The organism is Paraburkholderia sp. Cy-641, assembly GCF_011752945.1.
In the GTDB taxonomy this organism is placed as follows: Bacteria; Pseudomonadota; Gammaproteobacteria; order Burkholderiales; family Burkholderiaceae; genus Paraburkholderia.
In genome coordinates, this window is record NZ_VWWM01000014.1 from 121,670 (window position 1) to 147,985 (window position 26,316).

The 26,316-nt window shown below is 59.0% G+C and carries 25 protein-coding genes, 2 tRNA genes and 1 pseudogene; 4 read left to right on the forward strand and 24 right to left on the reverse strand.

The genetic code is table 11. The features are described 5' to 3' along the window. Nucleotides 1-99 precede the first annotated feature (99 nt). The gene (locus tag F3J20_RS09605) at nucleotides 100-1,431 is read right to left on the reverse strand and encodes an MFS transporter (protein ID WP_167043512.1); all 1,332 of its coding nucleotides are present in this window, start codon (nucleotides 1,429-1,431) and stop codon (nucleotides 100-102) included. Between the two features lie 46 nt (nucleotides 1,432-1,477). Further along, the gene (locus F3J20_RS09610; RefSeq protein WP_205192971.1) at nucleotides 1,478-2,182 is read right to left on the reverse strand and encodes a DJ-1/PfpI family protein; all 705 of its coding nucleotides are present in this window, start codon (nucleotides 2,180-2,182) and stop codon (nucleotides 1,478-1,480) included. A 102-nt stretch (nucleotides 2,183-2,284) separates the two neighbouring features. Here F3J20_RS09610 and F3J20_RS09615 point away from each other — a divergent pair, with 102 nt between their 5' ends. Then, nucleotides 2,285-3,235 (forward strand): DJ-1/PfpI family protein, encoded by a 951-nt coding sequence (locus tag F3J20_RS09615; RefSeq protein WP_167043514.1) that lies wholly within the window; start codon nucleotides 2,285-2,287, stop codon nucleotides 3,233-3,235. Nucleotides 3,236-3,353: 118 nt separating this feature from the next. Here the strand turns inward: F3J20_RS09615 and F3J20_RS09620 are convergent, their stop codons facing one another. From F3J20_RS09620 to F3J20_RS09635, 4 genes are all read right to left on the reverse strand, one after another. Beyond that, nucleotides 3,354-3,770, reverse strand: a complete 417-nt coding sequence (locus F3J20_RS09620) for a DUF2817 domain-containing protein (RefSeq protein WP_167283273.1) — start codon at nucleotides 3,768-3,770, stop codon at nucleotides 3,354-3,356. Between the two features lie 9 nt (nucleotides 3,771-3,779). Then, on the reverse strand, nucleotides 3,780-4,856 hold the full coding sequence (locus F3J20_RS09625; RefSeq protein WP_167043518.1) for a GlxA family transcriptional regulator: 1,077 nt from the start codon (nucleotides 4,854-4,856) through the stop codon (nucleotides 3,780-3,782). Between the two features lie 291 nt (nucleotides 4,857-5,147). Further along, nucleotides 5,148-6,557 (reverse strand): lyase family protein, encoded by a 1,410-nt coding sequence (locus tag F3J20_RS09630; protein ID WP_167283274.1) that lies wholly within the window; start codon nucleotides 6,555-6,557, stop codon nucleotides 5,148-5,150. A gap of 21 nt (nucleotides 6,558-6,578) precedes the next feature. Then, nucleotides 6,579-7,928, reverse strand: a complete 1,350-nt coding sequence (locus tag F3J20_RS09635; RefSeq protein WP_167283275.1) for an MFS transporter — start codon at nucleotides 7,926-7,928, stop codon at nucleotides 6,579-6,581. Between the two features lie 203 nt (nucleotides 7,929-8,131). Here F3J20_RS09635 and F3J20_RS09640 point away from each other — a divergent pair, with 203 nt between their 5' ends. Continuing rightward, a complete protein-coding gene (locus F3J20_RS09640) occupies nucleotides 8,132-9,115 on the forward strand; it encodes a LysR family transcriptional regulator (RefSeq protein WP_167043524.1) in 984 nt (327 codons plus the stop codon). Nucleotides 9,116-9,274: 159 nt separating this feature from the next. Here F3J20_RS09640 and F3J20_RS32055 read toward each other — a convergent pair. The 16 genes and pseudogenes from F3J20_RS32055 to F3J20_RS09715 form a co-directional block, all read right to left on the reverse strand. Next, a pseudogene (locus F3J20_RS32055) lies at nucleotides 9,275-9,485 on the reverse strand (SET domain-containing protein-lysine N-methyltransferase); the annotation flags it as partial. A gap of 345 nt (nucleotides 9,486-9,830) precedes the next feature. Then, a tRNA-Pro gene (locus F3J20_RS09645) sits at nucleotides 9,831-9,907 on the reverse strand. Nucleotides 9,908-9,985: 78 nt separating this feature from the next. Further along, nucleotides 9,986-10,408: a MerR family transcriptional regulator gene (locus tag F3J20_RS09650; RefSeq protein ID WP_167283276.1), complete on the reverse strand. Its 423-nt coding sequence runs from the start codon at nucleotides 10,406-10,408 to the stop codon at nucleotides 9,986-9,988. 44 nt (nucleotides 10,409-10,452) lie between these two features. Further along, nucleotides 10,453-10,863 (reverse strand): integration host factor subunit alpha, encoded by a 411-nt coding sequence (locus tag F3J20_RS09655; RefSeq protein WP_205192979.1) that lies wholly within the window; start codon nucleotides 10,861-10,863, stop codon nucleotides 10,453-10,455. A 69-nt stretch (nucleotides 10,864-10,932) separates the two neighbouring features. Continuing rightward, the gene (pheT, locus tag F3J20_RS09660) at nucleotides 10,933-13,368 is read right to left on the reverse strand and encodes a phenylalanine--tRNA ligase subunit beta (protein WP_167283277.1); all 2,436 of its coding nucleotides are present in this window, start codon (nucleotides 13,366-13,368) and stop codon (nucleotides 10,933-10,935) included. A gap of 160 nt (nucleotides 13,369-13,528) precedes the next feature. Beyond that, on the reverse strand, nucleotides 13,529-14,542 hold the full coding sequence (gene pheS / locus F3J20_RS09665; protein WP_167283278.1) for a phenylalanine--tRNA ligase subunit alpha: 1,014 nt from the start codon (nucleotides 14,540-14,542) through the stop codon (nucleotides 13,529-13,531). 158 nt (nucleotides 14,543-14,700) lie between these two features. Beyond that, complete coding sequence (rplT, locus tag F3J20_RS09670; protein WP_006052502.1) at nucleotides 14,701-15,060, reverse strand: 50S ribosomal protein L20; 360 nt, start codon at nucleotides 15,058-15,060, stop codon at nucleotides 14,701-14,703. A gap of 29 nt (nucleotides 15,061-15,089) precedes the next feature. Next, the gene (gene rpmI / locus F3J20_RS09675) at nucleotides 15,090-15,287 is read right to left on the reverse strand and encodes a 50S ribosomal protein L35 (protein WP_167043545.1); all 198 of its coding nucleotides are present in this window, start codon (nucleotides 15,285-15,287) and stop codon (nucleotides 15,090-15,092) included. 261 nt (nucleotides 15,288-15,548) lie between these two features. Further along, nucleotides 15,549-16,073, reverse strand: a complete 525-nt coding sequence (gene infC, locus F3J20_RS09680; RefSeq protein ID WP_075643713.1) for a translation initiation factor IF-3 — start codon at nucleotides 16,071-16,073, stop codon at nucleotides 15,549-15,551. A gap of 50 nt (nucleotides 16,074-16,123) precedes the next feature. Further along, entirely contained in the window at nucleotides 16,124-18,031 is a 1,908-nt protein-coding gene (gene thrS / locus F3J20_RS09685) for a threonine--tRNA ligase (RefSeq protein WP_167283279.1), read from the reverse strand. A gap of 274 nt (nucleotides 18,032-18,305) precedes the next feature. Beyond that, nucleotides 18,306-18,382, reverse strand: a tRNA-Val gene (locus F3J20_RS09690). Between the two features lie 153 nt (nucleotides 18,383-18,535). Next, nucleotides 18,536-20,779 (reverse strand): bifunctional (p)ppGpp synthetase/guanosine-3',5'-bis(diphosphate) 3'-pyrophosphohydrolase, encoded by a 2,244-nt coding sequence (locus F3J20_RS09695; protein WP_167283280.1) that lies wholly within the window; start codon nucleotides 20,777-20,779, stop codon nucleotides 18,536-18,538. An 83-nt stretch (nucleotides 20,780-20,862) separates the two neighbouring features. Next, entirely contained in the window at nucleotides 20,863-21,216 is a 354-nt protein-coding gene (locus F3J20_RS09700) for a RidA family protein (RefSeq protein ID WP_167283281.1), read from the reverse strand. Between the two features lie 84 nt (nucleotides 21,217-21,300). Beyond that, on the reverse strand, nucleotides 21,301-22,215 hold the full coding sequence (locus F3J20_RS09705; protein WP_167043553.1) for an alpha/beta hydrolase: 915 nt from the start codon (nucleotides 22,213-22,215) through the stop codon (nucleotides 21,301-21,303). Nucleotides 22,216-22,518: 303 nt separating this feature from the next. Continuing rightward, nucleotides 22,519-23,160 (reverse strand): CoA transferase subunit B, encoded by a 642-nt coding sequence (locus F3J20_RS09710; protein ID WP_167283282.1) that lies wholly within the window; start codon nucleotides 23,158-23,160, stop codon nucleotides 22,519-22,521. A 2-nt stretch (nucleotides 23,161-23,162) separates the two neighbouring features. Then, nucleotides 23,163-23,867, reverse strand: a complete 705-nt coding sequence (locus F3J20_RS09715) for a CoA transferase subunit A (RefSeq protein WP_167283283.1) — start codon at nucleotides 23,865-23,867, stop codon at nucleotides 23,163-23,165. Between the two features lie 247 nt (nucleotides 23,868-24,114). Here F3J20_RS09715 and F3J20_RS09720 point away from each other — a divergent pair, with 247 nt between their 5' ends. Continuing rightward, nucleotides 24,115-24,660 carry a LuxR C-terminal-related transcriptional regulator gene (locus F3J20_RS09720; protein ID WP_167283284.1) on the forward strand — a complete coding sequence of 182 codons (546 nt, stop codon included), beginning with the start codon at nucleotides 24,115-24,117 and terminating at the stop codon, nucleotides 24,658-24,660. A gap of 36 nt (nucleotides 24,661-24,696) precedes the next feature. On the opposite strand, the gene F3J20_RS09725 is transcribed toward F3J20_RS09720, so the two are convergent. Together F3J20_RS09725 and F3J20_RS09730 are read right to left on the reverse strand one after the other, a co-directional pair. Next, a complete protein-coding gene (locus F3J20_RS09725; RefSeq protein ID WP_240159026.1) occupies nucleotides 24,697-25,125 on the reverse strand; it encodes a thioesterase family protein in 429 nt (142 codons plus the stop codon). Nucleotides 25,126-25,195: 70 nt separating this feature from the next. After that, on the reverse strand, nucleotides 25,196-25,972 hold the full coding sequence (locus F3J20_RS09730; protein WP_167043563.1) for an SDR family oxidoreductase: 777 nt from the start codon (nucleotides 25,970-25,972) through the stop codon (nucleotides 25,196-25,198). Nucleotides 25,973-26,160: 188 nt separating this feature from the next. On the opposite strand from F3J20_RS09730, the gene F3J20_RS09735 reads away from it, so the two are divergent. Next, on the forward strand, nucleotides 26,161-26,316 hold a 156-nt coding region (locus tag F3J20_RS09735), incomplete at its 3' end, for an FAD-dependent oxidoreductase (protein ID WP_167043565.1).

Genomic DNA, 26,316 nt, shown 5'->3' on the forward strand with positions numbered 1-26,316 from the left:
TATTTTATTCAATCAATGAATTCGCCTACACGCTTGATATTTAATATCATCAAGCCGCTTGCTTCATCTAATTGAGAGGAACGAACGACTAATTCACCACTACTCTGGGCTCACGGCCGCAGGATCTTCAGATCTTTTGAACAGTATTGCAATTGCTGAAATGAGACCCAGAACCGAGACAATAGAGACAAACAATCCAGGCGCTGCACTATTCCCTGTGATCCTGGTCAATAACGAAGTCAGAAGTGGCGTAAATCCTCCTAGCAGCGCCGCTGCAATGTTGTAGGAGATAGCCAGGCCACTAAATCTCAGTCTGGTGGGAAACAACTCGGACGCGAGTACCCCGAAGGTGCCAGAGATCAACGAGCAGGCGGTCGCAGCCAGACAGAACGCGACATACGGATCTATCGCTTTAGAAGCGATTGACGTATAGAACGGATAGCTACCCAGAGCAATCAACGCCGCGCCTGCAATATAAATCGTCGTCTTTCGGATGATATCGCTTAGATATCCTACCAGGACAATCGCGACAGACATGATGGCAACGGAGAACATCACAAGCGAGCTTGCGGCTTGTGCAGAATAGGACGCCACCTGAGTCAGATAGGGAACCATAGCCACGTTGAGCACTGCGATGAGTGCCTGATTCAGGCCTACGATACCGATTCCCATCAGAATCTGCGGAAGGTGTGCCTGAACGACTTCGAGCGCAGGTACCTTGGCCCGCTTTTTCTCCTTAACGGACAGAAAAAGCTCCGTCTCGCGCAAGCTCCTCCTCATCAATGCGCCAATGGCGCCGAGCACGCCACCGATCAGGAACGCTATTCTCCAGCCTATCGACAACATATCGGGCTCGGTCAACGTCGCATGGAGCACAATGCTGACGATCGCGGCAACCAGACTTCCTGTATTCACGCATGCGAACATGAGGCCGCACGCGAGCCCACTTTTCCCTGGCGCAGTCTCAACGACGTAAGCGATGGCACCGGGTAGCTCCCCCCCAATACATGCGCCTTGCAGAAAACGCAGGACCACGAATGCGGCACTCGCCGATGCCCCAACAATTGCATAGGTGGGCATAAAAGCCATTCCGGCGGTAGTGACCGTCATCGTCACCAGCGAAAGCTGAAACGCCGAGCGACGACCGAACTTGTCTCCGATATGGCTCAGGACCAACCCGCCCAGCGGTCGAGCCATGTAACCCACAGCAAATGTGGCGAAGGTTGCAATCATTGAGACGACGACGCTGCCGGAAGGAAAGAAAGACCTGGCGATATACGGCGCAAAAATGCCGTACACGATGAAGTCATAGAACTCCAGTCCTCCGCCGACGCTAGCGATGAAGATTGTGCGCCATTCGACGGACTTTCCCGACGTGTGCTGTGAGCTGCTCGAAATATCTGGCATATTTGCCGCGTTGCCCAGATTCATGGTGTCCCTCCTCTTCATTGCCTGTCACTCGGTACGTCTCTGCGATTCAGTCGGGACAAATCTGATTCATCCTTGCGCAAGCGGACAGAACGGCTTCCCGTCGATTAGCCTTGCGCTGGGTGCTTGCGACTTCAAGCCGCTCGACTACGTCCACGGGTGCGGTTTCTGGTGTGCCGGCGTCAAACGGCGGCTCCGGGTCGTATTCCAGAAGCAGTTGAATGCCCTCCGCCACCTGTTTGCCCGCGAGCTCGCCCACGACCTTTAATGCCATGTCGATGCCGGCTGTGACGCCTCCGGAAGTAAACATTCGTCCGTCTATCGTCATGCGGTTGCGACTAGGCGTCGCACCGAAATGGGTCAGCAGATCCACCGCCTGCCAATGACAACTCGCCCGGCGTCCGTTGAGACATCCTGCTGCGCCAAGAAGCAGGGAGCCCGTACAGATTCCAAAAACATATTGAGCATGCTTCGCCTGGTTCCGGACAAATTCCACGACGACAGGGTTCAGCATGGCGTCGTCAACGCCCGGCCCTCCCGGCACGACAAGCAAGTCGTACAGGGGCGCGTCGGAAAACCGGACGGTCGGTACGAGTCGAAATCCACGGCCGCACGGCACAGGATCCGTGGTTTCGCTAACGAGATCGACCGACCAACCCGCAACGGCGCTCAAAACCTCGAGAGGCCCCGTCAAATCCAACTGGGTAATGCCTGGGAACATCACCATTCCCACACGAAAGCCCGCGTTCGTCATACCATCATTCCTTACCGTTAAATGTGTTGAAACGATTCTAGGAGGAGGAGAGTGGCAAAAAACTCAAATCGCCCCCCTTTCCTGCCAAACGAGCCACGCCTTGTGACTTTTGTCGTGTACGACGAGTACCAGCCACTGGACATCGCAGGGCCTATGCAGGTCTTCGCCCTGGCAAACCGGGAAATGTCCTCGCCTGCCTACACGCTCATAACGGTTTCAGAGGTGCCTGGCAGGGTTCGCGCCAGCGCCGGACCTGATATCGTCGTCGACGCGGATCTAAAAACATTGGATCAGGCAGACACGATCGTCGTCCCTGGCGGCACCGGTGTGGAAAGAGCTTGTGCAAGTCGCACACTCACGAGTTCGATCTCAGGTAGCCAGGCAACGGCGCGACGGCTTTGCTCCGTGTGTACGGGGGCATTCCTGCTGGCGGCCGCGGGTGTTCTTGACGACAGACGGGCAACGACGCACTGGGAGAAATGCGACGCACTGCGCTCCAGGTATCCGAAGATCCGTGTGGAGGAGTCGCCGATCTTCGTGAACGACGGCAACGTCTGGACATCGGCGGGTGTAACCGCCGGTATCGACATGGCCCTTGCGTTGGTGGAAGAGGACCATGGTTACCGCGTGGCGGCATCTGTGGCCAAGAAGCTCGTTGTTTATTTGCGGCGCCCCGGCGGACAGGCCCAATTCAGCGAGACACTTGTCATGCAGGAAAAGGCCGGAGCAGCTGAATTTTCCCCCCTGATGGCCAAGGTATCGGCCGCGCTTCACAAAACGTGGAGTGTCGAGGAACTTGCCTCAGCGGCCGGTCAGACATCGAGAACGTTCCAGCGACGCTTCAGGCTGGCTATGGGGTGCTCACCTTTCGTCGCTGTCCAGGAACTGCGGCTATCGAGAGCTCGAATCATGTTGGAGACAACCACAAGCGGAACTGCGATTATCGCGGACCGCTGCGGCTTCGCCTCGGAGGAGCAAATGCGCAGAGCCTTTCAACGCAAGTTCGGCCTGCCACCCTCCGCGTTCCGCAGCTTTTTCGGAAAGCATGGCTGAATTGCGTCATCGGGAAGGTCGACGGTTCTCCTCAAGAGGTGATACAAAACTTTTCCCCGCCTCGGTATTGCTCTACGCGGCAGTCCCGCGAAGCGTACTGAGGGCGAGAAAAATCAGTCTATTTCAGCCTCACCATGGCTTGGCCAACGGCGCTTCGAAACTGAGCGGGTACCATGCCACGCCAAAGATCGGTGTCGACATAAAAGGCGTCACGGATCTGCTTCTTGACGGCGACGAAGTCCATCTCGCTGGTTGGGTAAAGATGGAGTCGATGGTCACCTCGCAAAGCATCGACAAACTCTTCGAGGGCGACGGTACCGAACTCGAGTGCGATCACGGTCGTCTCCGTATGGGGGCACGCTTCGTATACGAGGCCCGAAATTGTCCCCGTGACGACGGCGGACACAGAGTCGGCGGCAAACGGTGCAGCGACATCGATGCCCCACCAAGATCTGGCGCGTGCCAACTCTATTGGGTCGGGCCGGCCTACAGACAGTTTCTCGCCATGACCTGACGGTCCCCGCCGACAATTCACGGCACAGGATCAGTTCAATCCGCTCGCGCTGCGCGAAGGCAATAAACGCAACGGATTCCCGACATCGCCATGCTCGTTTTTCAGCTCTGTCTGTGCCAGGCGGCGATCTTCCGTTGGCGGCAAGCCAAAAAAATCCTTATAGCTTTGACTGAAATGGGCCAGAGAATGAAATCCGCTCGCAATCGATATATCTGAAATATTCATATTTGATTGAACAATCCGTTCTCGCGCGCGTCGTAGCCTGATGGCAATATAGCATCTTTTAATCCCGCCTCCTGAATTTCTCCCAAAAATGCGCTGCAGCTGTCTGGTTGAAATTCCGATCCGTCGCGATAGCTCCTCACATGAAAGTGGTTCTTCTACGTTATTTTCCATTATTTCAATGGCAGATCGCAGAATATCCTGGTGAAAACCGTATCCATCGATTTTCGGAGTCGGCTTCAAAGATTCCCCGCCTCTTATCGATTCAATAACGAGAAATTCCAATATATTTTTCTTTAAATCACTTCCAATTTCCCCATCAATTAAATGCAACATCATGTCCAAAGACGCGGTGCCACCGATACACGTAATTCTGTCCCGATCAACGACAAAAATCCGTTTCTCAAATTTCACTCTATGAAACATCTCCTTCTGCATTGTTAGATACTCCCAATGAATCGTGCACGAGTACCCATCAAGGAGCCCCGCTTTAGCCAGAACGAATGAACCTGTGCACATCCCTCCAAGGAGAACTCCTGAGGCTGCAAATTTCCTCACGAGTGACAGACACGAAGCAAGTCTTAACCGATGTACATCGTTTCCAGCACATATAAACAAGATATCCGGTAATGGAGCATCTTGAATCATCTTTGTTTGAAATGAAATTCCATTGCTTGATTCAATTGCTCCGCCGCCTTCTGAATAGAGTGTCCACTTGAACAGATCCTTCCGTCCGAGCTGATTTGCCAATCGCAATACTTCTATCGCATTTACGAGCGGATTCATCGTAAAATTCGGGATCAGTAAAAATGAGAAATTCCTCACTCCACCAATCATTTTTTTGAATTTATCATGCGATTTCATTGGGCCACAAATTTCTTCCATTTTCCGCCCCTCGGAGAACGGTCGCCCTGTTAAATTCAACGCGATTTAGAATGAAAAATTTCAATAAAACGAAAATTTTTTTCATATCAAGGCGATGACATAAGTCCTTTTCATTCTCCGGTTTGGATGCATGGGCCGGTTCGAATCTGTCACACAGTTATTGGTCTTTAGCCGCCGCCAACGAGATGGCTTCAATTTTCAGATGACGTACGGCTAGCGTTGGCCGCGCCGCGGTCCGATTTTCGACGAGTTATGCTGAGCTAGTCTTCCTGTCGACCGCAGCGGGTTTGCTCACATTTGTGAATGAGGGAGATCAGGGTGGAAACTGCTTTGTCGCAGGAGTTCCTGCACCTCGCCTTCGCTCACAATACCTTCGTCAACGAGTACCTTTAACAACGTCTTTCCCGATGCCACTGCTTGACGTACTAGAGATGACGTCCGCGCATATCCTATTTTTTCTTTGACTACAGGTGCTATCGCCATCGAGTCAACGAGATGTCGCATGCTCAACTCATGATCGGCCTTGAGCGGGCGCACCACGTGGGTATCAAACAGAAATACCGCTCGCTCCACGAGCCTCAGTGCCTTGAATAAACATGTCGCGATCAATGGCTTGTAGTTGTTATTTTCCAATTGTCCACCGGCGCATGCAAGCATCACGCTGTGCTCAGCGCCGGATATCATGAAGGCCGCCTGCGTTAGTCCTATCGCATGCACCGGGTTTATCTTGCCAGGCATCATTGACGACCCGGCTTGATGCGGCGCCAAAGCGAGTTCTGCAATGCCGCCACGCGGTCCCGAACTGAGAAGTAAGATATCGTTGGCAATCTTCGAGAGTGAAAGGGCCACTGTTTTTATCGTGGCAGCGAGTGTGGCGAAACCGTCCATGTTCTGCACGGCGTCGAATAGATCGTCGACCTGCGTGAGTTGCATACCGGCAAGTTCCGATAACTCAGCGGTGACCGCCTCACGATAACCACAATAGCTGCCAAGCCCTGTACCGACCGCCGTCGCTCCCAGACATATTGCGCGCAGAGCCGGCAACTGCGCGACCAGCGCGGAGGCACTGCGCTCAGCTAGCGATGCGTAACCACCGAACGCCTGATCCAACCGCATTGGCAGAGCATCCTGCAAGCAGGTTCGCCCGAGACGTAAGACTCCCCCGAATTCGCTTTGCTTGTCGCGTAGCGATAGCGCAAGCTGCCTGACCACGTTCCCGACAGTCTGAGTCTCCTCGTGTAACGCAAGTTTCATTGCACTAAGAAGTGCATCACTCGTCGATTGGCCAAGATTCACGTGGTCAATGGGATGCAAAAAACGGTATTCGCCAGGTGCATGTCCCATTAACTGCAGAGCCCTATTTGCGATCACCTCGTTGATGTTCATGTTGATGGACGTACCGCAAGCCCCTTCGAGCGGATCGACGATCAGGGCTTCTGTGTGGTGCCCCTGAACGAGTTCCAGACAGGCCGCGCTGATACATTCACCCTGCTCCCGGGTGAGCTTGCCATGACGCACGTGCACTCGCGCAATCGCGCGCTTCGTTCGCGCCAGCCAACCAACGAGGCGCGGGTACTGGGCCAGAACTTCATCGGAATACTGGAAATTCTGCTTTGCACGTAGAGTGTTAATGCCGTAAAGCGCGTCGACGGGCAATTCGCAATCGCCGAGCGAGTCACTTTCAGTTCGGTACCCTTTCATAGCTCTCTTCATCATGTATGGTTACCCAACCAACGATTCATGCCGCGTCTCGGGTGCCAGGAACGCGCAAGTTACGCCGCCCACCACCAGGACTGCAATGCAAAGAAGCACCGCTGTCGGGCCACCGTACGCTGTAACGATCGTGGGGAGTGCAAATGTGGCAGATGCGGAGCCAAGCCGGCTCGCAGCGACGGCGAAGCCCAGTCCAGTCGCCCGCACGTTCGTCGGAAACAATTCTTGCGGATAGAGAAATACCAGATTATTAGTTCCACTTAGTACACAGGCGAATATGGCAAACAACGCAACGATGAGTGTGTCGGGAAGACTGTTACCAAGCGACAGTGCGGCAAGCGAAGATGCTGCGAGAAAAAAACCCGTCAAGAGAAACGTTCGCCTGCCGACACGATCCACCAGTAACGTACCGCCGATTGCTCCGATCAGAAGAAACAGGTTGTATATCAAGCCAGCAATGAACTTGTTTGCGATATGCATTGAATCAAAAACCATGGGCGAAAACGTGCCTAACGAAAAATATGGAATCACAAGGCACATATAGGAGAAACAGGCGACAAAAAGTCGGACTCGCCACTTTTTGGAGAACAGACTTGCGACACCTGCCATCCCGGAGGGTACGACCGATGGTCCGATCGGACTGAGAATTACGTTGACTCCAATGCGGGTCCGGACGATCGCCTGCGCTTCCGTGAGACGACCTTTGCGCTGAAGCCACAGGGGGGATTCCGGTACACGCACACGAAGGAGGAAAGCCACCGCCGATGGAATTGCACTCGACAACAGCATCAGCCGCCAAACATCCACACCGTGGTCTTTCAATACGTAACCGACGATATACGCACCTGTGTAGCCCAAGGTCCACGCTATAGCGAGCCAACTTAACAGGCGTCCGCGCATACGACGTGGGGAATACTCGATCAACATCGCCTTGCTTACCACATAGTCGAATCCGAGTATTACTCCAAGCAAAAGACGTAGGACTAGTAGTTGTCCGGGATTCGTCACCCAGTACTGTGCTAACGAAATAATCGAAAACAGCGCCATATCGTAGTTGAATACAGCGCGGCGCCCAGCGCGATCGACGAGCGGACCAGCTACCAGGCTGCCCACAAATAGGCCAGCCAAGGACGCCGCTCCCAGAAGCCCCAGCCAGTATGCGTTGAGGTGCAACTGCGGAGCCGCGACGGCCAGTGCAATACCAATAATACCCAGGATGAAACCATCGCTGAATTGACCGCCAGTGCCAGCCAGCGTGACTAGCAAGTGAAACTGCGTTAGTGGTGCATCCTCAAGATTGACCTGTTCACGCGATTCTGCCGTGGGGCCTATCGCAGTCGCGTCGGTGTATGGGATCATGCTGACTGTCTCCTGTCTAATATGTGTTGTCGTCTGACAGCAACCATTCTAGGAGGCAGGGCGGCTCTATATTTCGCAAAAACACTACAATAAAGAATTCTTATAACCGTTATGAAAGCATCCGATAGGCCTCAATCCGAAGCTTCATCGGGACGGCGATTTCGCTGACTCCACCCTGCGTCACCAGTGCTGCAAGGACCAATATGATTCAGCTTTCGGACCGGCCGATTGATCTCTACCAGATCGACATCTTCTTAACGGTCGCGGCGACCGGTAGCATGTCGAGCGCCGCAACTGTGCTCGGGGTTAGCCAACCAGCGGTGTCACACGCGCTGGCACAACTTGAGCAATCACTTGGACTCGTACTGGTGGACCGGTCGCGGCGTCCACTAATGCTAACGTCGGCCGGCTTTTATATCGCGAATAATGCGGGCCCGGTGATTGCCATGGCGCGTCAGTTGAAAGCGCAGGCCATAGAGGCTTCAAAGCATGAAAGTGTCTATGTTCGGATAGGCGTGATTGATTCAGTGGCCAACGCGATCGGACCGGAGTTAATCCGGTGGCTGCTGGAACGGACCAGCGGACTGTCAGTTCAAATCGGTATGGCGGTTGATCAGGAAGATGCGCTTGCGAACCGTGACGTAGACCTCATTATCTCCACCAATCCATTGGTAGATCGAAAAGAATTCAGCCATCACTTTTTGTATCGAGAGAACTTCGTAGCAATCATGTGCCGCGCTAATCGTTGTAGCACACCTGCAACACTGCAATCGCTCGCGGCGTCACAGGCATTCATTCGGTATCGGCATGTTTCCACTCTGGGTATTCGTGTCGAGCGCATCCTGCGGTACAACGCTGTCGACCCTCCAAGAAAACTTGAGGTCGATCATGCCGAGACGCTAACGCTGTTGGTTTCGCAAGGGCTAGGTTGGGCGATTACGACGCCGACCTGTTTGCTTCAAACAGGAGAGCGATTCATTGATGCGATTGACCTGGTTCCAATTGATCGAGGCAACTCAATGCGATCTATTTTTCTTGTAACGCGCAATGGTGAATTTTCAACGCTCGCAGACGGGCTTGCAAATAAGGCCCGAGAGGCCCTAACGAGTTTGCTTGCGAATTTTCCGCGATTACGAACATATGCCCCGGAAGGCTCCATCGAATTCACCGAGTCGTCAATGGAGTAGATCTCAGTGAAGGTCTGGTGCGCCAGATTCAAACCGGATCTCATCGTACTTGGCAAGAAATGCCGTTGGCGGTCAATAAATGTTCCGCCCAACTACTTCCCGACAACGGATCGCCCGTGGCGAAATGGTCCAGATGTACCCGAGAATGATGAACATGAAAAAGACCAGCTCGCCCATCTCTATGGCCTGGCAGTTTGGCGCGCATGCGTGGTTAATGAGCGCGCGCTGTTGCCGCTGCTGCTGCCGACGACCTGCCGATTCGAAAGAATCCGAAGACGAAGGTGCGTCCTGTCTCGGATCGATGACGGGTGGTCGCGCGGCGCCAACTGGTCACTTCGCCTACGCACTCGGTGAGTCGCTCGCTTGCCACAGCTGCGCTCTACCGCCCAGCGACGCTGGCAACAATACGAAGCTCTTTTTCGTTTCGGCTAAATTGGCCGCCTACTGGCGAAGACGGGGAGAGTCGAACAACCACAGGTTGCGAAATCAGCCTGTACTATGCGCTGCGCGGAGATAGGCGATTCCTTGCTCATGGCCAACGGCGAGCAATGAGGTCGACTTTGCCTTATCCGTGATCGGTAGCGCCGTCGCTAACACGCCTTTGCCCTCTCCGTAATGCAAAAAGAAGGTAAAGATGGTGGGGTAAAAAGTGGGGGTAAAAATCGAGGCAAAGAAAAACGGCTTACAGACAATCGTCTGTAAGCCGTTGATTTTTTGGTCGGGGCGAGAGGATTTGAACCTCCGACCACCTGCACCCCATGCAGGTACGCTACCAGGCTGCGCTACGCCCCGAACAGAAGAAAATTATAACAGACACTTGATTCGATTAGAACTGCCCCGCACGAACAAAGCAAGGAAGAACCGTCCGAACTAGTGGCCTAGCAGATCGATCACGTTCTGCAGTTCCTTGCGCAACTGCTCGACATCGACCACTGCCGTCACCGTAGTTGATGAAGCCGCCTGCGCTACCGCCCCCTCGCCCTCGGCAGTCGCCGCGCCCTCTTCATCCTGCGGTGCATGACCGCCATGCGCATCGAGCCGGTTGCGCGCCCCGTTGATCGTGAACCCCTGCTCGTACAGCAACTCGCGGATCCGACGGATCAGCAGCACTTCATGATGCTGGTAATAGCGGCGATTGCCGCGCCGCTTGACCGGCTTCAACTGGGTGAATTCCTGCTCCCAGTAACGCAGCACATGAGGCTTCACGCCACATAGTTCGCTGACCTCACCAATCGTGAAGTAGCGCTTCGCCGGAATCGGAGGCAAGACGACTTTTTCGATCGTCGCGGTCATCTTCGGTCAGCCGTGATGGGTTGCGCGGAAAGCGCGCCAGGCGATCAGCGCGCGAAGCTCGCCTCGGCGCCGTTCTCCACCAGCGCTTTCAGCTTTTGACTTGCATGAAACGTCACAACGCGGCGCGCGGCGATCGGAATCGCCTCGCCCGTCTTCGGGTTTCTGCCGGGACGCTGGGGCTTGTCGCGCAACTGGAAGTTGCCGAACCCGGACAGCTTTACGCTGTCGCCGCTCTCGAGTGCATCGCGAATCACCTCGAAGAACGCTTCGACCATGTCCTTGGCTTCCCGCTTGTTGAGCCCGACATTGTCGAACAGCAACTCGGCAAGTTCCGCCTTGGTCAGTGTCGGCGTTTCAGCGGAAACGGCGGCGGGTGATGTCGGAATATCTCGAATCATGGCGCTACGCTGCGCCGTAAGAAGGGCTTCGAAATCACTCGAGTTCATTTCATTCATATCTATCAAATGGCGCGCCAAACATAAAACAATGGATGCGGAAACAGCCGTGCAATTGTTAAATGCGGGTTATCCGCGCAACCGTGCGCCATATACTCGAGCAAGACGTTCCACCAGAGTTTGAATGGCCAGATCGACCGTTTCATCCTGAAGGGTTCCGCCAGTATCTTGCAAGGTCACCCGGAACGCAAGGCTTTTCTCGTGCGCGGCCAGACCACCGGAAGTATTTGATTTTGGACGGAATTCGTCGAAAAGCGCAACCTTCTGGACAGCCTTGCAGACCGGTTCGGACTGGGCCTTCTGAAGCTCGTCGAGCAGCGCCTGAACCTCGATTTTCTGATCGACGACCACCGCAATATCACGTCGAACCGGCGGGAATTTTGAAACTTCCGACGGAATCGGCAATATCCGCTGCATTAATGCTTCCGCTTCGATTTCAAACAGAATCGGCGCATGCGGCAAATCATATTTTTGCATCCAGCGCGGATGCAATTCGCCGACCCAACCCACCGCGCGGCCATTCAATTCGATACGCGCGCTGCGTCCCGGATGCAGCGCCGGATGCTCGGCCTTCACGAAACGCGCAACCGCGGGTGCGACCAGCGCTTCGAGATCGCCCTTCACATCGAAAAAGTCGACCGCGCGTGCCGGCGTGCCCCACTGCTCTTCGAGCGCGGCACCATAGGCAAGCGCGCCGATCATCTTCGGCTGCGCAAAGCCTTCGACGGTCAGCTCGCCGGCCTTGATCGACGGATCGTGCAGGAACACGCGACCGGCTTCGAACACGCGCACGCGGTCCGCGGCGCGACGGTTCAGGTTCGTGCGCAATACGTGGATCAGGCTGCCGAACAGCGTCGTGCGCATCACCGACAACTGGCTCGCGATCGGATTGAGCAGACGCACCGGATTGCTATTGCCCGCGAAGTCCTGCTCCCATTCGGCGTCGACGAAACTGAAGTTCACCGTTTCCGCGTAATCGCGCGCGGCAAGCGCGTGGCGGATCACATGGATCGAGCGCTGCGTCTCGTGGGTCGCACGCATTTCGCTCGTCGCGACCGGCGGGTGAGCCGGAATCTTTTCGAAGCCGTAGATGCGCGCGACTTCCTCGATCAGGTCCTCTTCGATCTCGATATCGAAGCGGTACGACGGCGGCATCACCGAGAACGTATCGCCGTCGCGTTCGAACGAGAGGCCGAGGCGCGTGAAAATCTGCGCGATGTCCTCTGCGCCGATCGCCACGCCGATGATGCGGTTCGCGCGCGCGACACGCATCTTCACGGGTTCGCGCTTCGGCACGTTGACGGTCTGGTCATCCACCGGACCCGCTTCGCCGCCGCAGATGTCGAGGATCAGTTGCGTGATGCGCTCGATATGCTCGACGGTCGTCGCGTAGTCGACGCCGCGCTCGAAGCGATGGCCCGCATCGGTCGAGAAGTTGTACTTGCGCGAGCGGCCGCGAATGCTATCGGGCCACCAGAACGCGGCTTCGAGATAGATGTTGGTGGTGTCGAGCGTGACCGCGGTGCTGTCGCCGCCCATGATGCCCGCGAGGCTTTCGATATGCTGCTCGTCGGCAATCACGCCGACCGTTTCGTCGAGTTCGACCGTGTTGCCGTTCAGCAGCTTCAGCGTTTCTCCCTTGCGGCCCCAGCGCACGTCCATGCCGCCGTGAATCTTGTCGAGATCGAACACGTGCGACGGCCGCCCCAGTTCGAGCATCACGTAGTTCGAGATATCGACGAGCGCGGAGATGCTGCGCTGGCCCGAGCGTTCGAGACGCTCGACCATCCATTGCGGCGACTTCGCGCGCGCATTGACGCCGCGGATCACACGGCCCGAGAAACGGCCGCACAGATCGGGCGCCGAGATTTTCACGGGCAGCGTTTCGCTGAGCTTGATCGGAGCCGGCTTGATATCGAGCAGGCGCAGCGGTGCGCCGGTAATCGCCGACGTTTCGCGCGCGACGCCGAAGACCGACAGGCAGTCGGCCTTGTTCGGCGTGAGCTTGATTTCGAAAACGGTGTCGTCGAGATTGAGCGTCTCGCGGATGTCCTGGCCGATCGGCGTATCTTCCGGCAGGATCATGAGGCCGCTATGATCTTCCGAGAGCTTCAGCTCGCGCGCCGAGCACAGCATGCCCTGGCTTTCCACGCCGCGCAGCTTCGACAGCTTGATCGCAAACGGCGCGCCGCCCTCTTCGACCGGCGGCAGTTGTGCGCCCACCAGCGCGACCGGCACCTTGATGCCCGGCGCAACATTCGGCGCGCCGCACACGATGTTCAGCGTCGCGCCGGTGCCGGCGTTGACCTGACACACGTTGAGCTTGTCCGCATCCGGGTGCTTGACCACTTCCAGCACCTGGCCGACGACGATCTTCGAGGTCTGCGGCGCGGCCGGCCGCAGGTCTTCGACTTCGAGACCCGCCATCGTCAACGCGTGCGACAGCTCGTCGGTGGTCAGTTGCGGATCGACAAAAGTTCTGAGCCAGGATTCCGGAAATTGCATGGTTCTGTGTACGTTCTGATCAGGTTAGGTCCACGTCCGGCAGATGCTTCGTGCAACTCGGCGGTCGTGCGCCGGTTCGGCAGGCACTGCCGGAGACGCTCGCGGCGCGCACCGGGTGCGCTGCCGCGTTCTATGCGTTGTCGCGCTCGCGCGCGCCGGTTCATGCGAATTGACGCAGGAAACGCAGGTCGTTTTCGAAGAACAGGCGCAGGTCCTGCACACCGTAACGCAGCATCGTGAGACGCTCGAGGCCGCTGCCGAAAGCAAAGCCGATGTAGCGCTCCGGGTCGAGCCCCATGTTGCGGATCACGGTCGGGTGAACCTGGCCCGAGCCCGAAATTTCGAGCCACTTGCCGGCGTTCTTGCCCGTTTCGAACAGCATATCGATCTCGGCCGACGGTTCGGTGAACGGGAAATACGACGGACGGAAGCGCACGAGAATGTCGTCGCGCTCGAAGAATTTCTTCAGGAAATCGGTGTAGACGCCCTTCAGGTCCGCGAAGCTGATGTTCTCGTCGATCCACAGGCCTTCGACCTGGTTGAACATCGGCGAATGCGTCGCGTCGCTGTCCACGCGATACGTGCGGCCCGGCACGATCACCTTGATCGGCGGCGTGTTGGTGCGTGCGTAACGCACCTGCATCGGGCTCGTATGCGTGCGCAGCAGCAGCTGGCGGCCGTCGGCGTCCTTGCCGTCGACGTAGAAGGTGTCCTGCATCGAACGCGCCGGATGGTTTTCCGGGCTGTTCAGCGAGGTGAAGTTGTACCAGTCGGTTTCGATCTCGGGGCCGTCGGCCACATCGAATCCGATCGTACGGAAAATCTGTTCAACGCGCTCCCAGGTGCGCATCACCGGGTGCAGGCTACCCGCGCCGGCACCGCGGCCCGGCAGCGTGACGTCGATCGCTTCGGCGGCGAGGCGCTGGTTCAGCAGCGCCTCGGCAAGCGCCTGACGGCGTGCCGTCAGCGCGGCTTCGACCTGTTGCTTGACGAGGTTGATCCGTGCGCCTTCGGTCTTGCGCGTTTCGGGATCGAGTTTGCCAAGCCCTTTCAACAGCTCGGTCAACGCACCCGACTTACCGAGAAAGCGCGCTTTCTCGTTTTCGAGGGTGGTGACGTCGGAGGCTTCTGCGAAGGCTTTTTGCGCGTCGGCGACAATCTGGTCCAGATCCATTGATCCCATCATTTCAACGTCAGTGTTCTATCGAAACAAAACTGGTTCTACCAACAAAAACGGGGCTCGGTGAGGAGCCCCGTTTTTGTTGCAGCGTCACCGGGACTACCGGATGTTCGCTGCAACGAACCACGCAGTTTTAATTGCCAGAAGCGCAATCAGGCTGCAACGGCGGCTTTCACCTGCTGAACGATCGCAGCAAAAGCAGCCTTGTCGAACACAGCCATGTCGGCCAGCACCTTGCGGTCCAGTTCGATCGACGCCTTCTTCAGGCCGTTGATGAACACGCTGTACGTCATGTCGTGCTGACGCACCGCCGCGTTGATACGCGTGATCCACAGTGCGCGGAACACACGCTTCTTGTTGCGACGATCGCGGTAGGCGTACTGGCCTGCACGCATGACCGCCTGCTTGGCGATGCGATAGACGTTATTGCGACGGCCGCGGTAACCCTTGGCCAGCTTGATGATCTTCTTGTGACGGGCCCGTGCGGTAACCCCACGTTTTACTCGAGGCATGTTTCGCTCCTATGAGTGTCGGTTAAGGGTTAAGCGAACGGCAGCATTGCGCGAACGGAGTTCAGATTGGAATCATGAACTGCCGTGGAGCCGCGCAGATGGCGTTTGTTCTTGGTGGTCTTCTTGGTAAGAATGTGACGCTTGAAGGCCTGACCGCGCTTGACGGTACCGCCCGGACGCACCACGAAACGCTTTGCAGCGCTCTTCTTGGTCTTCATCTTCGGCATGACAACTCCATTATTAGATGGATATGGGTGTGCGGTCGGCCAGTTGGCCATTTCCCGCCCTTCGAAACCCATTCCACTTGGTATGCAGACCGCCGATACCGCCAGCGGCCGCTTTTCGGGAACCATCGCACACTACTTGCATGTGCGCCGTTCCGAAACCTTCCGATACCGTGACAGACACCCGGCACGGCACCTTGCAAATTTTTGCCACCGAAGCGCGCACCACATGGTGCGCCGCCGCTCCGGCCAACTGCCTTGCGCTTACTTCTTTTTCTTCGGCGCGAGCACCATGATCATCTGGCGCCCTTCCATTTTCGGCATCTGCTCGACCTGACCGACTTCGTCGAGGTCGGTGCGCAGGCGTTCGAGCATGCGCATGCCGATTTCCTGGTGAGCCATTTCGCGGCCACGGAAACGCAACGTGATTTTCGTCTTGTCGCCGTCTTCGAGGAAGCGAACAAGGTTGCGCAGCTTGACGTTGTAGTCACCGTCGTCGGTACCCGGGCGGAATTTGACTTCCTTGACCTGGATCACCTTCTGCTTGAGCTTGGCCTCGTGTTGCTTCTTCGCTTCCTGGTACTTGAACTTGCCGTAGTCCATCAAACGGCAAACCGGCGGAACCGCTTGCGGCGCGATTTCAACCAGATCCACGTCCTGCTGCTCCGACATACGGAACGCATCAGCGAGTTTCACGATGCCGAGCGGTTCGTTCTCGACCCCGACCAGTCGCACCTCGGGTGCTGTAATTTCACCGTTGATGCGGTGCGCAGACTTATCAGTAGCGATGTTACGTTTCCTCTAAAAATTAAAAAAAACGAGCCGGGCTGCCAAGTGGCTCAATTGAACGACTGCACGCCCTGGCGCAGACGCTCAATGAAGGTATCGACAGGCATCACACCCAGATCGACACCGCCACGGGCACGCACGGCTACCGTTTGTGCTTCACGCTCTTTGTCGCCGACCACGAGCAGGTACGGGACCTTTTCCAGCGTGTGCTCGCGTATTTTATAGCTAATCTTCTCGTTGCGCAAATCAGCCTCAACTCTAACCCCTTGTTTTTGCAACGATTGGGCTAGAGACTGCGCATATTCGGCCTGACTTTCCGCGATATTCATGACGACGACCTGCATCGGCGCGAGCCACGCGGGCATTGCACCAGCATGGTGCTCGATCAGAATCCCGAGGAAACGTTCCATTGATCCGACGATTGCCCTGTGCAGCATGATCGGGCGGCGGCGGCTGTTGTCCTCGGCGACATATTCGGCGCCAAGACGCTCCGGCAGCACCATGTCGAGCTGCAACGTGCCGCACTGCCACGAGCGGCCGAGCGCGTCCTTGATGTGATATTCGACCTTCGGGCCGTAGAACGCGCCCTCGCCCGGCAGCTCTTCCCAGGTCACGCCGCAGGCCGTCAGCGCCTCGCGCAAACCCTGCTCCGCGCGATCCCAGGTTTCGTCGGTGCCAGCGCGCGCGTCGGGGCGCAACGACAGCTTGATCTCGACATTGTCGAAGCCGAAGTCACGATAGACGCTCATCGCCAGCGTGTTGAACGCGATCGATTCGCTGATGAACTGGTCTTCGGTACAGAAAATATGCGCGTCGTCCTGCACGAAGCCGCGCACGCGCATCAGGCCATGCAGCGCGCCCGACGACTCGTTGCGATGGCACGAACCGAACTCCGCATAACGCAGCGGCAGATCGCGATACGAGCGCAAACCGTGATTGAACACCTGCACGTGACCGGGGCAGTTCATCGGCTTGATCGCGTAGTCGCGCTTTTCCGATTCCGTCGTGAACATGTTTTCACGATAGTTCTGCCAGTGACCCGACGCCTCCCACAGCGAGCGGTCCATGATCATCGGCGTCTTGATTTCGAGGTAGCCCGCGTCGTTCACGCGACGGCGCATGTACTGCTCGACCTGCTGCCACAACGTCCAGCCGCGCGGATGCCAGAACACCATGCCCGGCGACTCGTCCTGCATATGGAACAGGTCGAGCTGCTTGCCGAGCTTGCGGTGGTCGCGCTTCTCGGCTTCTTCGAGCATGTGCAGATACGCTTCCTGATCTTCCTTCTTCGTCCAGGCCGTACCGTAAATGCGCTGCAGTTGCTCGTTCTTCGAGTCGCCGCGCCAGTACGCACCCGCGACCTTCATCAGCTTGAAGACCTTCAGCTTGCCCGTGGACGGCACGTGCGGGCCGCGGCACAGGTCCGTGAAGCCGCCGTGCGAGTACAGCTTGATTTCGTCGCTGGCGGGAATCGCCTCGATAAGCTCGGCCTTGTATTTTTCGCCGATGCTCTTGAAATACTCGACCGCTTCGTCGCGCGACACCACGCGGCGCGACACCGGCTCGTCCTTCTTCGCGAGTTCCTGCATGCGCTTCTCGATCTTGTCGAGATCTTCCGGCGTGAAGGGACGGTTGTAGGAAAAGTCGTAATAGAAGCCGTTGTCGATGACCGGCCCGATCGTGACCTGCGCTTCCGGGTACAGATCCTTCACCGCGTACGCAAGCAGGTGCGCCGTCGAGTGGCGGATGATATCAAGACCGTCTGCGTCCTTTTCGGTGACGATGGCAAGCGCCACGTCGCGATCGATCAGCGCGGACGTGTCGACGAGCTCGCCGTCGATTTTTCCGCCGAGCGCGGCTTTCGCGAGGCCGGGGCCGATCGAGGCGGCCACTTCGGCGACGGTCACCGGATGCTCGTACTGTCGAACAGAACCGTCAGGCAAACGTATCGAAACCATTGCGTTCTCCGTGGTGCCGACCGGCGCGGCACATACAAGCAGGTCAAAAAAGAAAAAGACAAAAAAAATGCGGCCCCGCTTTCGAGGGGCCGCATTCACACTTCTTGCAAACTACATTGGCGAAAGTGGTCCTCGACTAGCGTCGCTCCGAAGTAGTTTCGGTCAACGTTCGCGGTGCCATAACCGTTTCGCCCTCAGCCGTATCCGGCCTTTTTGCGCCAAGGCGCTTACTGCAGTTTGCGAAACCCCGGCCAAGCCGGAATTTCTTTTTCGTTGGTAGGCTCGATTGGACTCGAACCAACGACCCCCACCATGTCAAGGTGGTGCTCTAACCAGCTGAGCTACGAGCCTGAAGAGACGAGAGTATATGGGGTCCAGAAAAACTTGGCAAGTACTTTTATGCGGAGACTTTAAATTTCACGTTGAGGTCGCGAGCAGTATTTCCGTTCATCGAACGGACGCGCGAGCGCTTGCCCTGCAAACCCTCGCAACGCATCACGCGCCTCAGTTCTTGCGCGACGCCCGCACCACGCCCGTCACTTCGCCGAGCAGCGTGCACGCGCGCTGAATCTGCGCGGAACTCGACACCTCGACGGTAAATTGCATGAACGCGGCGTTGCGGCGCGATTGCGTCTTCACGCCGATCACGTTCATCTTTTCCCGCGCAAACACTTCGGAAATGTCGCGCAGCAGTCCTTGCCGATCCGTCGCTTCGATGCTGAGATCGACCGGATAGACCGAGTGGCCGCGCCCGCTCATCACATCCGCCGACCATGCCGTTTGCAGCACGCGCTCCGGCGCGCGCTCGGCCATACGGCGGAACGTCGCGCAGTCGCTGCGGTGTACCGACATGCCCTTGCCGCGCGTGACGAAGCCGCTGATATCGTCGGGCGGCGCCGGCCGGCAGCAACGCGCGAGCTGCGTGAGCAACGCGTCGACGCCGACCACGAGCACGCCCGTGGACGCGCCGCGCGCGACGCTCGCACCGCTGCTGCGCTTCTCGAATTTCTCCGGTGCATCGACCTCGGGCGCGGGCGGCGGCGCATCGTGCAGCGCCTGCTCGACGAGCCGCAGGCTGAACTCTTCCTTGCCGACCACGGAGAACAGATCGTCGGTGGTCTTGAAGCCGAGCCGCGCCGCCAGCTGATCGAGATTGACCGAGGTCTTGCCCTCGCGCTGCAAGGTCTTTTCGACCATCGCGCGCCCGTTCGCGATGTGCTCCTGCAAATCGACCGCGTTGAACCACGCGCGCACTTTCTGCCGCGCGCGCGAACTCTGCAGATAGCCGAGCTGCGGGTTGAGCCAGTCGCGCGACGGACCACCCTCCTTCACCGCGACGATCTCGACCGTCTGCCCGTTCTGCAATGCCGTGTTGAGCGGCACCATCGCGCCGTCGACGCGTGCGCCGCGGCAGCGATGCCCGAGCTCGCTGTGCAGGTGATACGCGAAGTCGAGCGGCGTCGCGCCGTGCGGCAACGGGATCACGCGCGCCTGCGGCGTCAATACGTAGATATGGTCGTCATCGAGCGTGGCCTGACGCAGTTGCTCCCACGGCTGCGCCGCGCGCTCCGCGCCATGCTCGCCCTCGGACACTTCGTCCTTCCACGCAAGCAGTTGGCGCAACCATGCGATCTTCTCGTCATACTTCTCGTTCGCCGCGAAGGTGCCGCCGTAACCGCGCGCGCCCGCTTCCTTGTAGCGCCAGTGCGCGGCCACGCCATATTCGGCGAAGCGATGCATTTCCTGCGTGCGGATCTGCACTTCGAACGCGCGGCCGTCGTCGCCGATCACGACCGTGTGCAGCGACTTGTAGCCGTTCGGCTTCGGCCGCGAGATGTAGTCGTCGAACTCTCTCGGCACCGGCTGCCACAGGTTGTGCACGATACCGAGCACGGTGTAGCAGTCCTTGATATCCGGCACGATCACACGGAATGCGCGCACATCGTAAAGCTCGGCGAAATCGAGTTCCTTGCCGCGCATCTTGCGCCAGATGCTGTAGATATGCTTCGGCCGGCCACTTACCTCGGCATGAATATGCGCGGCGGCCAGCTCCTGCTGCAATCGTTCGATCGCCTGCGCGACATAGCTCTCGCGCTCGACACGCTTCTCGTCGAGCAGCTTCGCGATGCGCTTGTACGTGGCCGGCTCTTCGAAGCGGAACGCAAGATCTTCGAGTTCCCACTTCAGTTGCCAGATGCCGAGACGGTTCGCGAGCGGCGCGTAGATATCGAGCGTCTCGCGCGCCACGTCGGGCGACGGTGTGACTTTTGCCGCCGCGTAATAGCGCAGCGACTGCAGGCGCGAGGCGAGCCGAATCAGCACCACGCGGATGTCCTGCGCGAACGCGAGCAGCATCTTGCGCAGCGCCTCGACCTGGGCACGGCGCGCGGCCTGCGCATCGCGCCCGGCTTCGGGCATCGCATTCTGCGCCGCGCGCAGGCTGACCGTGCCGAGACGCAGCAGCTTGCGCACGTCGCCGACCAGTTGCGCGACTTCCTCGCCGAAGTTGTCGGCGATCACGCGCTCGGGATCGCGCAAATGCGGCGTCAGCGCAAACAGCGCCGCGGCCAGCACGGCCGGCGGATCGACGTTGAGCGTGCGCATGATCGACGCCGTGCCCGCCGCGTGATCCGCGAGCAATTCGCCCGACGACAGCCGCACCTCGCCCGCATGCTCGCGTACGAACGCCATCGCTTCGTCGAAGGACGGATGGGGATGTGGCGCGTTCGTAACGGTTTCGGTATTCATGGTGCGACGGCCCGCCGGGCCAAACGAATCAACGGGATTGCAACAACGGTACTGCGTAACGGGCATGCAGCGTTGGGCGTGGCCTAGCCGCGCTGCGCCGCGACCACGACGATTTCGACGAGGCACTTCGGGTTCGCGAGCTTCGCCTCGACGGTGGCGCGCGGCGGCGTGTCGCCCTGCGCGACCCACTCGTCCCACACTGCGTTCATGCCGGCGAAGTGCACCATGTCCGAGATGTAGATCTGCACCGACAACAGTTGCGACTTGTCGCTGTTCACCTCAGCCAGCAGACGGTCGATGTGGCCGAGTACCTCGCGCGTCTGACCCGTGATGTCCTGATCCGTGTCTTCGGCGATCTGCCCCGCGAGATACACGGTGCCGTTATGCACGGCGATTTCGGAAAGACGCTTGCCGACGTGATGACGAATGACTGCCATAAAAAATCCTGAACGGGTGGGTTGGTCGAAATGCATTCCGCGCGCCACGGGCCACGAACGGTCCATGCCACGCGTAGCCTAATATTATGACGCGTTCGCGCCGTCACCGATGAAGAACCGCCGCGCGATCGCGATCTGGTCTGCCGCGAGAAATGCCGGCGCGTGTCCGACGCCGGGAATCTCCACGCTCGATACGGCGGGGCCGCTCGCCACCATCTTCGCGACGGTTTCACGCGAGAGCAGATCGGACTGCTCGCCACGCACCACGAGCACCGGTCCCTGGAACGCTGCGAGCGAATGCCAGAGCGCGGCCTCGCCGAGCTTCGCGGCGTCTTCGGTCACCGCGGCAAACGGCTGCGCGATGCGCGGGTCGTAGCGCAGCACCCACGCACCGTCCTGTTCGCGCAAAAGCGGCGTATTGATTTCGCGCCATTCGTCCGGCGTGAGCGGACCGAAGCTTTGCGCAAGTTCAGCGGCGTAATCGATACCTTGCTGCAGCGTTTCGAAACGCACCGGTTTGCCGAGGTAGTCGCCGATACGCTTCACGGCCGCCGGTTCGAGGTGCGGCCCGACGTCGTTCAGCAGCATCTTGCGGATCGGCGTTGCGGGCAGACCGGCGAGCCCCATGCCGATCAAACCGCCCATCGACGTGCCGAACCAGTCGACACTCTCGACGTCGAGCCGCGCGATCAGCGTGACCATGTCGGCGACGAACTGCGGCACTCCGTATAAGCTGGGGTTCGCGAGCCACGACGACAAGCCCCGGCCGACCACGTCCGGGCAAACCACGCGATAGGTCTCGGCGAAGTCGGCGGCGAGGCGGTCGAAATCGCGCCCCGATCGCGTAAGTCCATGCACGCACACCAGCACGCGCGGATTGTCCGGGTCGCCCCATTCGGTATAGGCGACGCGATGCAGCCCGGCGGCGCTCGCGCACTGCACGTAACGTTGACGCGGCTCGGGCCGCCCGGCGGTGGAAGCGGAAGTCGTTGCGGTCATCTGAGGTCCTTGCAAAGGCGCGGCTGATGGGTCTTGAACACGGGATCCTGAACGCGGGATCTTGAACACAGCTCGCTACGGCAGCGATATGACTGACATCACAACGAAAATCATCATGTGCTCGATCTGCCGACGATTGTAAACCGCTTCGCCGCGCGACAAGGATTAGCCGGAAGACGTAGGACGGCATGCAAGATTCGAATGCACAAAAACAGAACGGGCGAGACTCGCGTCTCGCCCGCCCCAAAAACCGCCTATCACCGCCCCGCCTGTCTCAAGCGAAGCGGCAATGTCACCACAAGCTCAGCTCACCGCGCTCACGTCGAGCAACGCGCCGGTCTTCGCCTTGATCTCGTCGACCGTCACGCCCGGCGCCAGTTCGATCACCTTCAGGCCGGCATCGGTCACTTCGATCACGCCGAGGTCGGTAATGATCTCGTCGACCACACCCACGCCCGTCAGCGGCAACGTGCACTCTTCGAGAATCTTGTGCTGGTCGCCCTTCGCGACATGCTCCATCAGCACGACCACGCGCTTGACGCCCGCGACCAGGTCCATCGCGCCGCCCATGCCCTTGATCATCTTGCCCGGGATCATCCAGTTCGCGAGATCGCCCTTCTTGCTGATCTGCATCGCGCCGAGAATCGCCAGATTGATGTGGCCGCCGCGAATCATCGCGAACGAGTCGGCCGACGAGAAAATCGACGAACCCGGCAACGTGGTCACGGTCTGCTTGCCCGCGTTGATGAGATCCGCGTCGACTTCTTCCTCGGTCGGCGACGGGCCGATGCCGAGCAGGCCGTTCTCCGACTGCAGCCACACTTCGACGCCCGGCGGCACGTGGTTCGCGACCAGCGTCGGCAGACCGATGCCGAGGTTCACGTAGAAACCGTCCTGCAATTCCTGCGCCGCGCGCGCGGCCATTTCGTCACGAGTCCATGCCATGATCAGTCTCCTTTCGCGCGGACGATACGTTGTTCGATGCGTTTTTCCGGATGCGCATTCAGCACGATGCGCTGCACGAAGATGCCCGGCGTATGGATCGCGTCCGGATCGAGCTCGCCCACCTCGACGATCTCCTCGACTTCCGCGACGGTGATGCGGCCCGCCATCGCGCACATCGGATTGAAGTTGCGCGCGGTGCGGCGGTAGATCAGGTTGCCCGACTTGTCGGCCTTCCATGCCTTGACGAGCGCGACGTCGGCGGTCAGCGAATGTTCGAGCACGTACTGCCTGTCGCCGAACTGGCGGGTTTCCTTGCCCTCGGCGATCAGCGTGCCGTAGCCCGTGTTCGTGAAAAACGCCGGGATGCCCGAGCCGCCCGCGCGCAGCTTTTCGGCGAGCGTGCCCTGCGGCGTGAATTCGAGTTCGAGTTCGCCGGCCAGGTACTGGCGCTCGAACTCCTTGTTCTCGCCGACGTACGACGAGATCATCTTCCTGATCTGGCGCGTTTCGAGCAGCAGGCCGAGGCCGAAACCGTCGACGCCCGCGTTGTTGCTGATGCAGGTGATGTCCCGCACCTTCGAATCGCGCAATGCCGCGATCAGCGCCTCGGGAATGCCGCACAGCCCGAAGCCGCCGACGGCGAACGTCTGCCCGTCCTTGACGATGTCTTTCAGCGCCTCGGCGGCGCCCGGATAGACCTTGTTCATCAGTTTGTCCCTTCCTCTATGGAAACCCGAAACCGGAGCGCCGGCCGCCCGATCGTTGCGGCTCGCATCGCTGACGGCGAATCCGGCATCGCCATGATGCCGCTACCTCATTCTAGCCATCCGCGGCGACCCGTGCGCCGGGCCCGACCGGTATGCATCGCGCCGCGCCGTTATTTGCCCGAAAGAGTACGCTGGCCCCGCCATACGGCACAATACGCAAAAATACATAAGTACTTGCCGCCCGCCCATGCCCGCCCTCGATTACCGCGCCGCGTTTCACCTTGCCCCGATCGGACTCGTGCTGTCGCGCGAAAGGATTATCGACGACTGCAATGACGAACTCGCGTCGATTTTCGGCTACGCGCGCGAGGCGCTGATCGGCCAGTCGTTCCAGGTGCTGTATCCGTCGGCCGATGAATTCGAGCGGATAGGCGCGCGCATTCCGCCGATCATGACCGCCTACGGCAGCTACGCGGACGACCGCATCATGAAACGCGCGAACGGCGAACTGTTCTGGTGCCACGTAACGGGCCGCGCGCAGCAGCGCTCCGACCCGCACGCGGCGGGCGTCTGGACGTTCGAGGATCTGAGCGCGACACGGCGCGTCGCCGTGGAACTCACGCCACGCGAGCGCGAAATCGCCGCGCAACTCGTGACCGGCAAGACCAGCAAGCAGATCGGCCGTGTGCTCGAGATCAGCCCGCGCACGGTCGACGTGTACCGCGCGCGGCTCATGCGTAAATACGAAACGGGGAACGCGACCGAGTTGTTGCAGCGGCTGCTCGGGAATTGAGCGAAAGAACCGGATCGCCGCGCGTAGCGTGCGCTGTCAGGCCGCCTTCACGAGCGCCGCACGCTCGATCGCCGCACGCAGCGAATCGGGCACCGGCACCGACTTGCCCGCCGCATAGTCGATCCACACGCAGCGCGCGGCGCCGCGCGCATACAGCGTATCGGGTTCGTCGGCGCGCACGAGTTCGAACGCGGTATCGAAGCTGCTGCGCCCCGGCGTCGCCACCGACATCCGGCCGATCACGTCGCCCGGATAGTGCAACTGCTTCAGAAACTCCATCGACGCATTGACGATGACCGGCCCCTGCCCCTCGGTGCCGCCGAGAAAACCCATCTGCTCGAACCACGAAATCCGCACCTGCTCCATGTAGCGGAAGTAAACCGTGTTGTTCACGTGGCCGAACGCGTCCATGTCGCCCCAGCGAATCGGCATTGCCATTTCGAAAACTGCGTGAAAATCGCTCATTCTGTACTTCCGTTCTTCCCTGCTGTCTTGAAGCATTGAAACGTTGAAAAAAGCTCGCGCCCGGACGCGCTCAGGCGAGCCCGAAGCCGTCGTCGGCCGCGATCACCGAACCGTTGATGAACTGCGATTCGTCCGCCGCGAGCAGCAACAGCAGCCCGTCGAGATCTTCCGGCTTGCCGACGCGATGACGCGGCAGCATCGACACGAGCTTCTGCCCCTGCTCGGTCGACCAGTGGTGATGGTTGATCTCCGTGTCGATATAACCCGGGCAGATCGCGTTCACGTTGATGCCGTGCTTGCCCCATTCGAGCGCCATCGCCTTCGTCATATGGACGACCGCGGCCTTGCTCATCGAATAGAGGCCGATTTGCGGCAGCACGCGCAACCCCGCCATCGACGCGATGTTGATGATCCGGTACGACGGTTTCTGCGCATTGTTGCCGCGCATGATCATGCGCTTGGCGACTTCCTGCGCGACGAAAAACGCGCCGCGCGTGTTCGTGTCGAACACGTATTCGAAGTCGGCGGGCGTGACCTCGGAGAGCTTCTGCGTGGTCGACACGCCCGAGTTGTTGACGAGAATATCGATCGTGCCGGCCTCGGTCTCCGCATGCGCGACGGCCGCCTTGATGCTCTGGTAGTCGGTCACGTCGAGCGACACGACGTGCGCCGCGCCGCCGGATGCCTCGATCTCCGCGCGCAACTCCTTCAGACGCTCGGTACGCCGGCTCGCCAGTACGACCTTGGCGCCCGCCTGCGACAACACCTGAGCGAAGCGCTTGCCCAACCCGCTCGAGGCGCCGGTGATCAGCGCGACCTTGCCTTCCAGATTGATCGAACGGCCCATTGTCGTTCCTTGTTCGGTTGTGGTGACAACTGCGGTTGACGGGGTGCGGCCGGACCGTCGCGACGGTTCGATACCGCATCACGAAATAGAACGATCGTGCTAATCTACGCTCATCGGGTTGCAGTGCGGGGATCGATCGCCCACAATACGAACCCGAAAAAAGCATTCTAACGGTAAGAGGAGCATCAATGACCCCCGCAAGTCTCATTGAGCAGTACGGCCCGCGCGAGTCGATGGAATACGACGTGGTGATCGTCGGCGGCGGCCCGGCCGGGCTGTCGGCGGCGATCCGCCTGAAGCAGCGCGCCGCCGCGCAGGGCGTCGAGCTTGGCGTGTGCGTACTC

Bases quoted from the DNA above. Each gene is read 5' to 3' on its own strand.
- F3J20_RS09625 (WP_167043518.1), bottom strand. From the start codon at position 4,856: ATGGAAGAAATTTGTGGCCCAATGAAATCGCATGATAAATTCAAAAAA.
- F3J20_RS09725 (WP_240159026.1), bottom strand. From the start codon at position 25,125: ATGAGCGATTTTCACGCAGTTTTCGAAATGGCAATGCCGATTCGCTGG.
- F3J20_RS09705 (WP_167043553.1), bottom strand. From the start codon at position 22,215: ATGACCGCAACGACTTCCGCTTCCACCGCCGGGCGGCCCGAGCCGCGT.
- F3J20_RS09730 (WP_167043563.1), bottom strand. From the start codon at position 25,972: ATGGGCCGTTCGATCAATCTGGAAGGCAAGGTCGCGCTGATCACCGGC.
- F3J20_RS09695 (WP_167283280.1), bottom strand. From the start codon at position 20,779: ATGAATACCGAAACCGTTACGAACGCGCCACATCCCCATCCGTCCTTC.
- F3J20_RS09630 (WP_167283274.1), bottom strand. From the start codon at position 6,557: ATGAAAGGGTACCGAACTGAAAGTGACTCGCTCGGCGATTGCGAATTG.
- F3J20_RS09715 (WP_167283283.1), bottom strand. From the start codon at position 23,867: ATGAACAAGGTCTATCCGGGCGCCGCCGAGGCGCTGAAAGACATCGTC.
- rpmI (WP_167043545.1), bottom strand. From the start codon at position 15,287: ATGCCGAAGATGAAGACCAAGAAGAGCGCTGCAAAGCGTTTCGTGGTG.
- rplT (WP_006052502.1), bottom strand. From the start codon at position 15,060: ATGCCTCGAGTAAAACGTGGGGTTACCGCACGGGCCCGTCACAAGAAG.
- F3J20_RS09710 (WP_167283282.1), bottom strand. From the start codon at position 23,160: ATGGCATGGACTCGTGACGAAATGGCCGCGCGCGCGGCGCAGGAATTG.
- F3J20_RS09655 (WP_205192979.1), bottom strand. From the start codon at position 10,863: ATGAATGAAATGAACTCGAGTGATTTCGAAGCCCTTCTTACGGCGCAG.
- thrS (WP_167283279.1), bottom strand. From the start codon at position 18,031: ATGGTTTCGATACGTTTGCCTGACGGTTCTGTTCGACAGTACGAGCAT.
- F3J20_RS09640 (WP_167043524.1), top strand. From the start codon at position 8,132: ATGATTCAGCTTTCGGACCGGCCGATTGATCTCTACCAGATCGACATC.
- F3J20_RS09700 (WP_167283281.1), bottom strand. From the start codon at position 21,216: ATGGCAGTCATTCGTCATCACGTCGGCAAGCGTCTTTCCGAAATCGCC.
- F3J20_RS09720 (WP_167283284.1), top strand. From the start codon at position 24,115: ATGCCCGCCCTCGATTACCGCGCCGCGTTTCACCTTGCCCCGATCGGA.
- F3J20_RS09610 (WP_205192971.1), bottom strand. From the start codon at position 2,182: ATGACGAACGCGGGCTTTCGTGTGGGAATGGTGATGTTCCCAGGCATT.
- F3J20_RS09635 (WP_167283275.1), bottom strand. From the start codon at position 7,928: ATGATCCCATACACCGACGCGACTGCGATAGGCCCCACGGCAGAATCG.
- pheT (WP_167283277.1), bottom strand. From the start codon at position 13,368: ATGCAATTTCCGGAATCCTGGCTCAGAACTTTTGTCGATCCGCAACTG.
- F3J20_RS09605 (WP_167043512.1), bottom strand. From the start codon at position 1,431: ATGAATCTGGGCAACGCGGCAAATATGCCAGATATTTCGAGCAGCTCA.
- pheS (WP_167283278.1), bottom strand. From the start codon at position 14,542: ATGGATCTGGACCAGATTGTCGCCGACGCGCAAAAAGCCTTCGCAGAA.
- F3J20_RS09650 (WP_167283276.1), bottom strand. From the start codon at position 10,408: ATGACCGCGACGATCGAAAAAGTCGTCTTGCCTCCGATTCCGGCGAAG.